Genomic DNA, 10,720 nt, shown 5'->3' with positions numbered 1-10,720 from the left:
TCGACAACGCATATGGCGACAGAAACCTAATCTGCACATGCCCCCCAATGGACGCTTACGAAGAAGCCGCTGAGTAAATTTGGAGCCCCCGTTTCAAAGCGGGGGTTTATCCTAGGGTGTGAAGCCAACGGGCACGCCAAATGGCGGTGTGTCCACGCTGGTACCGGTAAGGGCATGCAGAAATTCGACGAGGCTGTTGATCTCATCTTCAGACAATTCCAGCGGGGTAATGTCGATTTTGCTGCGTACACGCTGCATTTCAAATCGGTCGTGCCGTACAAGGAAATCTGCCTTTTGTAGCCATGGTACGTTGGGCAGTGCTGCCGTCTCGGGTGTCCAATTTGCGAAACTTGCTACAGGGTCCAAATGATGGCGGATCATGCTTTCGAGATCCGGGAAGGCTCCGTTGTGGCCGTAAGGTGCGGTCAGGGCCACGTTGCGCAGCATCGGAGTGCGGAAGCGATAGGCATCCTCTAGCCGGTCACTTTCGCCCATACGTCCAACGTCCCTGACATAAGGGTCCCACTGCCGGGTTCGGCCGGGACCAAAGGGCGGCAGGGCCAGAGCGTGAAACTCCTGATCGGACATCAGCGGGCCAGAATGGCAGGCCGAACAACGGGCTTTGCCGTAGAATAAATCCATCCCATTCACTTGTTCCGGCGACAGGGCATTGGTGTCCCCGGCTAAATATCGATCAAACGGGCTGTCAGTGCTGCGCCATTCAATGGCCATGAAGGCGGCCAACGCGTTGGCGATCTGTGTGATCGAGATGTCTTCGGTCGTTTCAACATCATCATACGCGGCCATGATGGCCGGGCCGTAACGAGGATCGGTACGGACGCGTTTGGCCAATATTGGCCAGCCTTTGTCGATCCGGTCATGTACGGCCCCAGTTACCTGGTTCTCGGCCACGTTACCCGCCATTTCGAACTGCGAAGTCAGCGGGAAAAGCGCCTGCGCGGCCAGCAGTGAATTCAGCCCCTCGGGCAACCATTCCTGTGCAGGCGAGTTGAAGCCATTGCCATAATCATCCGAAATACTCAGGCGGCCATCGTGGAACAGGGTGTGAATGTCCTTTGCCCCAAGATTCCAAAGGCCCGGAGAATTTCGGGGGATACGTTTTCGAATCTTGTCGGCTCCGGTGCCTGGAGTGCGGTCGGGTCCCAAGCCCTGACCGCCTTCGCCGATGCCCAGCGACAATCCATCGGATGTTCCGAAATCGGGGTGATGGCAATGGGCGCAGGCGATGTTCTGATTGCCGGACAGGATCGGGTCGTAAAACAGTTGATGACCGATGGCGGCCTGTTCCATATCAAAGAACAGGAAATCGTCATCTGTCAGCGGTCGTGGTAGCTCTTGCGCCATTGCCATCCCGGCCCAGAGGAAAGCAGCCATCCCATGCGCCAGTTTGTTTTTGCCTTTTGTCTTTTTACCACCCCGGCGCTGGCCGAGTTGGAACAGGCCCGTGACATGATGGAGGCGGGTGAGTTCGAAGCCGCGCGCGAGGAACTTTGGCCTGCCGCGCGTTCTGGCAACGCCGAGGCCGAGGAACTGATCGGAGTGATGTACGGCCTTGGTTTGGGTGTCGAGCAGGACTATGAAAGAGCGTTTGAGTGGTATCTGCGGGCCTCGATGAAGGGGCATCCCGGGGCGCAATCCGGCGTCGGCTGGTATTATGAACTGGGCCTTGGCATGCCCGCGCCTGATTTGGTGCGGGCTTACATGTGGTACACGCTCAGCGCCATTGGCGGCGATCCCGACGCGGCGATCAGCCTTGAGGAAGTGGTCAAGAAAATGTCGCCGGAGCAGATTGAAAGGGCGCATGTTCTGGTCAACGACTACAAAGGGTGGATGTACCCGTTTCGGTGAAAGGGCCGGGCCACAAGGCCCGACCCACAATTGATTAGTTCAGGTCCGCATCGCGCGACGCATTGATCTCGCCTTCCGCAATCGAAACGGCTTCGGTCAGCGCGGCAAAGATCTCATCACCACGAGCTACGTTGGACTGGAACCACTCGTAAACAGGCGTGGCCGAATCTTTGAACGCGGCTTTCTGATCGGGTGTCGGGACGTAGAGGTCACCGCCGCCCGCAACGAAATCTTCATAAGCCTGGATCGACTTGCGCTTGGGCGAGGCAAAAGTGGCCTGCTGCAGCGCATAGAAACCGTCGACGACCACGCGGCGCAGATCTTCGGGCATCTCCTGGAACTTGGCGTTATTCATCCACCACAGCGCACCCATATAGGCGTGGCCGTCCAGCGTAACATATTGCAGACCCGCATCCGGGAATTTCATGCCCATGATATCTGTGATGCCGTTCTTGGATCCTTCAACAACGCCGGTTTGGAAGCTTGTGAACAGCTCGGGCCACGGGATCGGGGTCGGCGAAGCGCCCAGTGCCTTGACCAGTTCCTGCGGTAGGTCGGCGACCACGGTGCGGATCTTCAGTCCTTCCATGTCGGCGGGCTCGGCAATGCGGCGTTGCGTGTTGGCAAAGTTGCGCCAGCCGCCAGTGTTGCCGATCGTCATCAGGCGGATGGCACCGCCGGAATCCTCCAACGCCATTTCGCGCATTGTGCGCGTGAAATCACCAGACAGAACACGCTCAGCGACACGGTCATCGGCCATCAGGTAGGGCAGGTCGAGGACCTGAACGTAGGGGAAGATCCCCGAGGCACCGCCCGAGGTGGAGATGTAGATGTCGATGGTGCCATCAGCAACGCCCTGCAGGCATTCCGCACCATTTGAACACAGCTGTGTTCCGATAAACAATTCGACCTCGATCGCGCCGTTCGAGGCCGCTTCGACGAAGTTCTTGAAGACGATCAGACCGTCATAATCTTCATCGTTTTCATTAGAGTTTGCAGTCGCGCGCAGCGTGTAGTCAGCTGCAGTTGCCGCGATGGCGGTTGCGGCAACCAGCGATGTCGCTAAGGCTGCTGTTTTGATAAATCTTCCGAGCATGCGTTTCCTCCCTGTGATACTCAGTCAGTTTGCAAATCCCGTTATGCGTGGGATCGTCATGGATAGTGCGGGGATATAGGTGATCAGAAAGATCACTATGATTTCGACGGCCAGGAATGGCAGGATTGCCTTGGCGATGGTTTCAACTTTTTCGCGTGACACGGCGGCGGCCACAAACAGGACCAACCCCATAGGCGGTGTCGCAAGGCCCACGGTCAGGTTGACGCTCATGATGATGGCAAAGTGGATCGGATCGACGCCAAGGCTGGTAAAGATCGGGGCCAGGATCGGGCCAAGGATGATGATCGCGGGGCCTGCGTCCAGGAACATGCCTACGATGAACAGCAACAGGTTGATCAGGAACAGAAGGATCAGTGGGTTTTCCGAAAGGCTGAGGATCAACTCGGCCAGTTGTTCAGGCGCGTGGCTGAGGCTGACCACGGTTTTGAAGGCCATCGCCGCGCCGACCAGCAACAAAACGACGGCCGAGGTCAGACCCGCATTGCTGAGAATTTCAGGCACCTCTTTCAAGGTCAGTGTGCGCAAGACAAAAAAGCCGATGATGAACGCATAGCCCACAGCAACCGCCGCGGCCTCGGTTGGAGTGAAGATACCACCCAGAATACCTCCCAGAATGATGACTGGCGTCAGCAGGGGGAAGAACGCTTTAAGGCTGGCCTGACGTCGCTCGCCCCAGGTGTATTTTCGGCTGGCGACCGGGAAGTCGTATTTGTCGGCCATGACCTTAATCATCAGCATCAGGCCAACACCCACCATGACGCCCGGCACGATCCCTGCAAGGAATAACGCTGCAACGCTTTCGCCCATGACATAGGCGTAGATGATCATGATGCCCGAGGGTGGAATGATCGGTCCGATCACCGAACTGGCCGCTGTGATCGCGGCGGCGAACTTGCGGGTATAGCCCTGTTTCTCCATCGCTGGGATCAGCATTGAACCCAGCGCCGACGTATCGGCCACGGCTGAGCCTGACAGCCCGGCAAACAGGATCGAGCTGAGTACGTTCACATGGGCCAGACCGCCTCGAAAGTGGCCCATCAGCGCCTGACTGAATTCAACCAGCCGCAGCGTGATGCCGCCCCGGTTCATCAGCTCTCCGGCCAGCATGAAGAAGGGGATCGCCATTAGCGGAAAGCTATCCATGCCGTTATAGACATTGCGATACAGCAGCGTGATGTCGGCCGTCTGACCGTTCAGCCAAAGCAGAATGCCGGGCGCGGCCAGCAATGCGAAAAAGACCGGCAGACCGATCAGCAGAAACACCAGAAATGTGGGTAGGAACCATATCAGCATCTATTCGGCCCCTACAGGTGCATCGGCAATATCCGGCAGCAGATGTCCGCCGCCCAACAGGGTTACGACGGCGCGCAGGATCAGCTCGATATTGACTGAGATCAGCAGGACGACCCCCACCAGAAGCGAGGCCATCATCCAGCTGCGCGGGATGCGATACCACTCGTCAAACCCAAAGGACGTTGGCAAATACAGTGCAGCGGTGGCGAACTTGCCGCCAAACCCGGTGACCTCGGACCAGCCGATTTTGACAGCCACCACCAAAACGGCCAGCGAAACCAGCAGCAGCAGGATGTTCAGGGTTTGCCCAATCCCACGCGGCAGCATCAGGGGCACCATGTCGATGGCGACAAACCCGCCGCGCCGAAATGCAGTGGGGGCCATCAGGCCAGTCATCCATAACATGCAGAACCGAGCGGCCTCATCCGGCCAGGGCAGCGCGTTGCCCAAAACGTATCTGAAGAACACCTGTATCAGGATTGCGATCACCATCAGTGCAATCGCAACGACACCAACCGCGCGGCCCAATCGCAGCACGGCTTCATTTACAAACGCGATCGGCGCAAGCACCGACGTCAATCCGCCCATGCGGATCCTCCCTTTTCAGCCGCGGGTTTTCACCGCGACAGTTATTCCGCGCTTACTGGTGCGCGAATTGGCCGAGCTTTCCGGCGTAGAAGGTCAATGCGTCTCCGTCCGCCATACTGGCACGCAGGACCTTTCCAATAACGATAACGTGGTCGCCAGCGTCGTGATAAGCGTGTTGCTCACATTCGAAACGGGCCAGACAATCCGGCAGCAGCGGGGTTCCATTTTCACAGCGCTCGTGGTCGATATCCTGAAGCGCAAACGCGTCTTTCGAACATCCAAAGCAAAGCTCGGCCTGTTCCGCTGAAAGGACGTGAACACTGAAATGCCGTGCTTCTTGGAAATAACGGAACCGGCGCGAGTTGCGATCGCCTGCCCACATGACAAGTGGTGGGTCCAGCGAAAGGGACGAGAAACTGTTGGCGGTGATGCAAACCGGCCCGTCTGTGCTGTCGCAGGTGACAACAGTGACACCGGTGGCAAAACGACCAAAAGCGTCGCGCAAGGTTCGGGTATCGTCCCTGTGGGGAACGAATGTGCGGGTCATGTCCTTTGAGATTGCATTCATCATGGTACCTCATGCCCCAGTGCCGCCTCATACAGGCGGTACCAGCTCTCGCGATCCAGATTGACTTTCAGCGCGTCAGAGATGCGCTTGATCCTGTCCAGATTGTTGGTGCCCAAGACCGGAAGAATGCCTGCAGGGTGGGCCAGAAGAAACGCCACCGCCACGGCAGCGCGATCCACGCCGAATTCCTCGGCGATTTCGTCCGCTACAACCCCGACCGGAGGGTTTCCAGCCATCAGCAACCCGCCACCCAAGGGTGACCATGCCATCACCGGCTGGCTATGCTGCTGATGAAACGCAAGATCCCCGTTGGTGAAGGGGCCGATTTCGCCCAGAGAAATCTCGATCTGGTTGGTCACCAGTTGGGTTTTCATCGCCGATTGCAGCAGGCTCCAGTCCCATGGGCGGAAATTCGACACGCCAACCGCGCCGACCTTGCCGCCGGCGACGACTTCGTCCAGCGCGGCACCTGTTTCGTGATGATCCATGAATGGATCGGGGCGGTGAATCAGCAGCAGGTCGATATGATCGATGGCCATTTCGGACAGCGATGTCTCAACCGATTTCAGTATATGCCCGCGCGACGTGTCATAGTATTTGCACTTGGCGTCCGCATACCGACCCATCGGTGCGACGATGTCACATTTGGTGACGATTTCCATTTGCTGACGCAGGCCCGGATTTGCGCGTAAGGCGTTGCCCAGAACGGCCTCGGCCGCGTAGCCGCCATAGATATCGGCCTGATCGAAGGTGGTGATGCCCTGATCCAGACAGGCCTGAATCTTGGCCTCGACATGACCCGTCGAAGTGTCGTCGTCGTCGCCCAGTCGCCACATGCCATAGACAAGGCGGCTCATATCCAGCGAGTCAGATAGTTTCACACGTTGCATCAGCGACGAACTCCGTTGCCCAGCGGCGTGGCCGGGGTATTTGCAGGGACCCTTCCGTAGGCTTCGGGAAGGGAACAGGTTTTCAGATTAGGCATAACACGGCTGCCAAAATGGCGAGCTTCGTCCATGTGCGGGTATCCCGAGAAGATGAAGGCGCGGATGCCCATCTTCTGATACTCTTCGATCTTGGACATGACCTGATCGGTCGATCCGACCAGAGCGGCGCCGCACCCGGACCGCGCGCGGCCAACGCCGGTCCAAAGGCCGGGTTCGACATAGCCGTATTCATCCGCAAGATCCCGGTTCTTGGCCTGATGCGCGACGCCCAGTGATGTCGAATCCAAAGCACGCTCACGGATGGCGCGACCATATTCGTCGTCGAGTTTTGAGACGATGTAGTCGGCGTATTCCTGCGCTTCGGCCTCGGTATCGCGGACGATCATGTGCACGCGCAGGCCGTAATCGAGTGTGCGGTTGTAGTTCTCGGCAACCGCGTGGACGGCTTTCATCCGTTCGGCCAGTTGATCCTTGGTTTCGGGCCACATCAGGTAGACGTCGCAATGCTCGCCACACAGATCCAGAGCGGATGGGGAATAACCACCAAAATACAGCAGCGGGCCACCTGCCTGATATGGCTTCGCCGGGTCGGTCGTGAGCCCTGAGAAGTTATAGACCTCACCCGCATGGTTGATCTCATCCTGCGTCCACGCCTGTTTCAGGATTTCCACCACTTCGCGCGAGCGCTGGTAGCGATAGGCGCTGTCGGCTTTCTCTCCGGGGAAATCGGACGAGATGATGTTAACCGTCAAGCGCCCCTGCAGCATGTGGTCCAGCGTTGCGATGGTGCGGGCCAGCATGATGGGCTGCATCTCGCCGCAGCGCACAGCGGCCAACATGTTGATCTTGTCGGTGATCGGCGCGCAGCCGGCGACAAAGCTCAACGTGTCTTGCCCCACCTGATAGGACGACGGGCAGAGGATGTTTCGGAACCCTTGCGCCTCGGCCTCTTTCACGATGCCCGAGCAGTGGTCCCAGCTCGATCGTAGATCGCCATCAGGTATTCCAAGAAACTGGTAATCGTCGGAACACAACGCCGCAAACCACGAAACCTCGGCCGCATTCAGATCGGGTGAGGTGATGGGGACGATGGTCATCTGATTCGCTCTCCGCGTGGCTGTGACTTTCCTCTTGCGTAGCAATCACATTGATGTAGATCAATGGTGTATCAATTTTTCCTGCGACTGAGTGAAGCGCCCAAAGATGTCGTCAGCCAACCGAAACCCGAACGCCCTGCCGGTTTATGTTCAGATTGCCGAGCTTTTGATCCGCGACATCGCTGCCGGTCGCCTGATCGATGGCGAACGCTTGCCGCCCGAACGAGACCTTGCCGCGGAACTGAAGGTATCGGTAGGGACCCTGCGAAAATCGCTGGCTGAGCTTGAAAAAAAGGGGATGCTGGAGCGTATTCAGGGTTCGGGAAATTATGTACGCGAGACCGGAACGCAAAACAGCGTCTATGCGATGTTCCGACTAGAGCTGCCTGAAGGCGGTGGGTTGCCGCGGGCGGATATCCTGTCAGTTGACCATCTGAAAAAGCCCGCAGATTTGCCGCGATTTGGTTCGTCGGACATGGGCTCGCGGGTGCGCCGAATGCGCTACCTGAATGATACAATTATCGCGGTTGAAGAAATCTGGCTGGATGAGTCTGCTGGTTTGATTGATCGACAGCTGCTGTCCGACTCGCTTTATCGGTACTACCAGCACCAGTTGGGGTTCTGGATCACGCGTGCTGAAGACAGGGTTTCCCTCGGGATGTTGCCGGATTGGACGCCCCCTGATTTCACCAGGCCAGCCGGAGAAACGGTTGGCTACATCGAACGGTTCAGCTGGTCGGAAAAACCCGAACCGGTTGAGTTTTCAAAAACATGGTTCGACCCGGATCGAGCCACCTATGTCCAACGACTGAAGTAAAAGGAACTGCGCATGACCCGGACCATTCACTACGGGCTGATCGGATGCGGTATGATGGGGCAGGAACACCTGCACAATATTGCCCTGCTGGACGACACGCGCGTTTCAGCGATTTTTGAGCCTGACGCCGAGATGGCGAAGGCAGCGCAGGCGATTGCGCCTGATGCGGTGATGGTGTCTTCAGTCGAAGAATTGCTTGCGGTCGACGATCTGGACTGCGCCGTCATCGTTAGCCCCAACCACCTGCATGTGGATCAAATCGAAGAGATTGCCCGGACGCGCCCGTTGCCGTTGTTGGTAGAGAAACCTCTTTTCACAGATCCGGTGGATGCGTCGCGGCTTGAGGCGCTGCAGCGTGATTATCCGCACCCGATCTGGGTTGCGATGGAATACCGCTATATGCCGCCCATTGCCGCGCTGATTGCCGAGGCTGAGGTCACGGGCGGCGTAAAGATGCTGTCAATTCGCGAGCATCGGTTTCCGTTTCTGGAAAAGGTCGGGAATTGGAACCGGTTCAACCGGAATACAGGCGGAACATTTGTCGAGAAGTGCTGCCATTTCTTCGACCTGATGCGTCTGATCCTGCAATCCGACCCGGTTCGCGTAACAGCCAGCGGCGGGCAGGCGGTCAACCATCTGGATGAGGACTATGAGGGCGAGACGCCCGATATCCTCGACCATGGTTATGTCATCGTGGATTTCGCCTCGGGCGCGCGCGCGATGCTGGAACTTTGCATGTTCGCGGAAGGGTCCCGATATCAGGAGGAAATCTCGGCAGTTGGGCCGGATGCCAAGATTGAAGCCCTTGTGCCGGGGCCGGGACGGTTCTGGCCGGAACATCTGGGCGCACCGCCGGTGCCGCAGATCATTGTCAGCCCACGTGCCCCAAAAGGTCCGGTCACCAAAGAGATCCCCGTCGATCCGCGCCTATTGGCCGCCGGGGACCACAATGGTTCAACTTTCTACCAACATCAGGGGTTCTTAGCTGTTCTACGAGGCGAAAAGGCACAACCTGACGTCACCCTGAACGATGGCCTTTGGGCCGTGCGCATCGGTTTGGCGGCGCAACAGGCATTGGAAACCGGAGAGACTGTGCGCCTCTCGTCTTGATGCCGATAGGAAACCCGCGTTCCAGATACGCACATAATCGGGTGTCGTTTTTGGCACCCGATGCGTCTTTTCCGCTTGCTGGGCGTCGTTCGAGGCAATAGCTCTGTCTGTGGGACACCCCTCCCCAACGAGGGGCGTGTATCTGTAAGGGTAATACACATGAGCACTGAACAACCGGCGACGCGGCCGGCCAATCCGCGTTTTTCCTCGGGCCCCTGCGCCAAACCCCCCACATTTGATCTGACCAAATTGGCCGATGCTGCGCTGGGCCGGTCGCACCGTGCCGCCGTCGGCAAGGACAAGCTGAAGGCGGCCATCGAAGGCACGCGCGAAGTGCTGGGCATTCCGGCAGACTACAAGATCGGTATCGTTCCCGCGTCGGACACTGGTGCGGTTGAGATGGCTCTGTGGTCGTTGCTGGGCGAACGCAAGGTTGAGATGCTGGCCTGGGAAAGCTTTGGCTCTGGCTGGGTGACCGACGTAGTCAAGCAGTTGAAAATTGACGCCGAGGTGAAGACGGCGGATTACGGTCAGCTCGTTGATTTGGCCTCGGTTGATTTTGCCAATGACGTTGTCTTTACATGGAACGGCACCACCTCGGGCGTCCGGGTTCCCAATGGCGACTGGATCGCGGATGATCGTCAGGGCCTGACGATCTGTGACGCAACCTCGGCTGCGTTTGCGATGGACCTACCGTGGGATAAGCTGGATGTGACTACGTTCAGCTGGCAAAAAGTGTTGGGTGGTGAAGCGGCGCACGGGATGTTGATCCTGAGCCCCCGCGCGGTGGAGCGGCTGGAGAGCTACACTCCCGCATGGCCCTTGCCCAAGATTTTCCGCTTGACCAAGGGCGGCAAGCTGATCGACGGTATCTTTACCGGTGCAACGATCAACACGCCCTCGATGCTGGCGGTCGAAGATTACTTGTTCGCATTGGACTGGGCACGTTCGGTTGGTGGTTTGCAGGGCTTGATCGCCCGTGCGAATGCCAATGCCGATGCGGTTCACGCGTTCTGCGACCAAAACGACTGGATCGCCAATCTGGCAGAAGATGCGGCGACACAGTCGAATACTTCGGTCTGCCTGAAGTTCACCGACGCACGCATTCAGGACGGTGCGACATTCGCCAAAGCTGTGGCTAAGCGGCTTGAGGCTGAGAATATCGCATTGGATATCGGTGCCTACCGAGACGCACCCGCAGGCCTGCGCATCTGGTGCGGTGGCACGGTTGAAACCTCGGATATCGAGGCGATGTTGCCTTGGCTGACATGGGCCTTTGAGGCTGAGATCGCGGCGCAGACAGAAGCCGCCTGA

Annotated in this window: 11 protein-coding genes; 4 read left to right on the top strand and 7 right to left on the bottom strand. The window is 58.0% G+C overall.

Features of this window, described 5'->3' with window-relative positions:
- Positions 1-111 precede the first annotated feature (111 nt).
- Positions 112-1,395: a cytochrome-c peroxidase gene (locus AC2FGC_RS16370; protein WP_496726486.1), complete on the bottom strand. Its 1,284-nt coding sequence runs from the start codon at positions 1,393-1,395 to the stop codon at positions 112-114.
- Between the two features lie 3 nt (positions 1,396-1,398).
- Between AC2FGC_RS16370 and AC2FGC_RS16365 the strand changes: the two genes are divergently transcribed.
- A complete protein-coding gene (locus tag AC2FGC_RS16365; protein ID WP_496726487.1) occupies positions 1,399-1,869 on the top strand; it encodes a tetratricopeptide repeat protein in 471 nt (156 codons plus the stop codon).
- Between the two features lie 34 nt (positions 1,870-1,903).
- On the opposite strand, the gene AC2FGC_RS16360 is transcribed toward AC2FGC_RS16365, so the two are convergent.
- The 6 genes from AC2FGC_RS16360 to AC2FGC_RS16335 are packed head-to-tail and all read right to left on the bottom strand — an operon-like array spanning position 1,904 to position 7,479.
- Positions 1,904-2,965 (bottom strand): TRAP transporter substrate-binding protein, encoded by a 1,062-nt coding sequence (locus AC2FGC_RS16360; RefSeq protein WP_496782897.1) that lies wholly within the window; start codon positions 2,963-2,965, stop codon positions 1,904-1,906.
- Positions 2,966-2,989: 24 nt separating this feature from the next.
- Complete coding sequence (locus AC2FGC_RS16355) at positions 2,990-4,279, bottom strand: TRAP transporter large permease (protein ID WP_496726489.1); 1,290 nt, start codon at positions 4,277-4,279, stop codon at positions 2,990-2,992.
- Complete coding sequence (locus AC2FGC_RS16350) at positions 4,280-4,867, bottom strand: TRAP transporter small permease (protein WP_496726491.1); 588 nt, start codon at positions 4,865-4,867, stop codon at positions 4,280-4,282. It abuts the gene before it with no gap.
- 52 nt (positions 4,868-4,919) lie between these two features.
- Positions 4,920-5,435 (bottom strand): flavin reductase family protein, encoded by a 516-nt coding sequence (locus AC2FGC_RS16345; protein WP_058272664.1) that lies wholly within the window; start codon positions 5,433-5,435, stop codon positions 4,920-4,922.
- On the bottom strand, positions 5,435-6,325 hold the full coding sequence (locus AC2FGC_RS16340; RefSeq protein ID WP_496726492.1) for an aldo/keto reductase: 891 nt from the start codon (positions 6,323-6,325) through the stop codon (positions 5,435-5,437). The genes AC2FGC_RS16345 and AC2FGC_RS16340 overlap by 1 nt, the downstream gene beginning before the upstream one ends.
- Entirely contained in the window at positions 6,325-7,479 is a 1,155-nt protein-coding gene (locus AC2FGC_RS16335; RefSeq protein ID WP_496726493.1) for an LLM class flavin-dependent oxidoreductase, read from the bottom strand. The genes AC2FGC_RS16340 and AC2FGC_RS16335 overlap by 1 nt, the downstream gene beginning before the upstream one ends.
- A gap of 106 nt (positions 7,480-7,585) precedes the next feature.
- On the opposite strand from AC2FGC_RS16335, the gene AC2FGC_RS16330 reads away from it, so the two are divergent.
- The 3 genes from AC2FGC_RS16330 (at position 7,586) to AC2FGC_RS16320 (ending at position 10,720) form a co-directional block, all read left to right on the top strand.
- Positions 7,586-8,296 carry a GntR family transcriptional regulator gene (locus AC2FGC_RS16330; protein ID WP_496726494.1) on the top strand — a complete coding sequence of 237 codons (711 nt, stop codon included), beginning with the start codon at positions 7,586-7,588 and terminating at the stop codon, positions 8,294-8,296.
- A 12-nt stretch (positions 8,297-8,308) separates the two neighbouring features.
- The gene (locus AC2FGC_RS16325) at positions 8,309-9,406 is read left to right on the top strand and encodes a Gfo/Idh/MocA family protein (RefSeq protein WP_496782895.1); all 1,098 of its coding nucleotides are present in this window, start codon (positions 8,309-8,311) and stop codon (positions 9,404-9,406) included.
- A 159-nt stretch (positions 9,407-9,565) separates the two neighbouring features.
- A complete protein-coding gene (locus AC2FGC_RS16320) occupies positions 9,566-10,720 on the top strand; it encodes a phosphoserine transaminase (RefSeq protein WP_496726496.1) in 1,155 nt (384 codons plus the stop codon).

This window comes from Ruegeria sp. CDSC054, from assembly GCF_059610645.1.
The sequence above is the reverse complement of the archived record's forward strand: the minus strand, read 5'-3'. Positions and strand labels throughout refer to the sequence as shown.

What these genes read in the sequence shown, in the direction of transcription:
- AC2FGC_RS16345 (WP_058272664.1), bottom strand. Translation starts at nt 5,435, where the DNA reads ATGAATGCAATCTCAAAGGACATGACCCGCACATTCGTTCCCCACAGG.
- AC2FGC_RS16365 (WP_496726487.1), top strand. Translation starts at nt 1,399, where the DNA reads ATGCGCCAGTTTGTTTTTGCCTTTTGTCTTTTTACCACCCCGGCGCTG.
- AC2FGC_RS16320 (WP_496726496.1), top strand. Translation starts at nt 9,566, where the DNA reads ATGAGCACTGAACAACCGGCGACGCGGCCGGCCAATCCGCGTTTTTCC.
- AC2FGC_RS16340 (WP_496726492.1), bottom strand. Translation starts at nt 6,325, where the DNA reads ATGCAACGTGTGAAACTATCTGACTCGCTGGATATGAGCCGCCTTGTC.
- AC2FGC_RS16360 (WP_496782897.1), bottom strand. Translation starts at nt 2,965, where the DNA reads ATGCTCGGAAGATTTATCAAAACAGCAGCCTTAGCGACATCGCTGGTT.
- AC2FGC_RS16370 (WP_496726486.1), bottom strand. Translation starts at nt 1,395, where the DNA reads ATGGCTGCTTTCCTCTGGGCCGGGATGGCAATGGCGCAAGAGCTACCA.
- AC2FGC_RS16325 (WP_496782895.1), top strand. Translation starts at nt 8,309, where the DNA reads ATGACCCGGACCATTCACTACGGGCTGATCGGATGCGGTATGATGGGG.
- AC2FGC_RS16330 (WP_496726494.1), top strand. Translation starts at nt 7,586, where the DNA reads ATGTCGTCAGCCAACCGAAACCCGAACGCCCTGCCGGTTTATGTTCAG.
- AC2FGC_RS16335 (WP_496726493.1), bottom strand. Translation starts at nt 7,479, where the DNA reads ATGACCATCGTCCCCATCACCTCACCCGATCTGAATGCGGCCGAGGTT.
- AC2FGC_RS16350 (WP_496726491.1), bottom strand. Translation starts at nt 4,867, where the DNA reads ATGGGCGGATTGACGTCGGTGCTTGCGCCGATCGCGTTTGTAAATGAA.
- AC2FGC_RS16355 (WP_496726489.1), bottom strand. Translation starts at nt 4,279, where the DNA reads ATGCTGATATGGTTCCTACCCACATTTCTGGTGTTTCTGCTGATCGGT.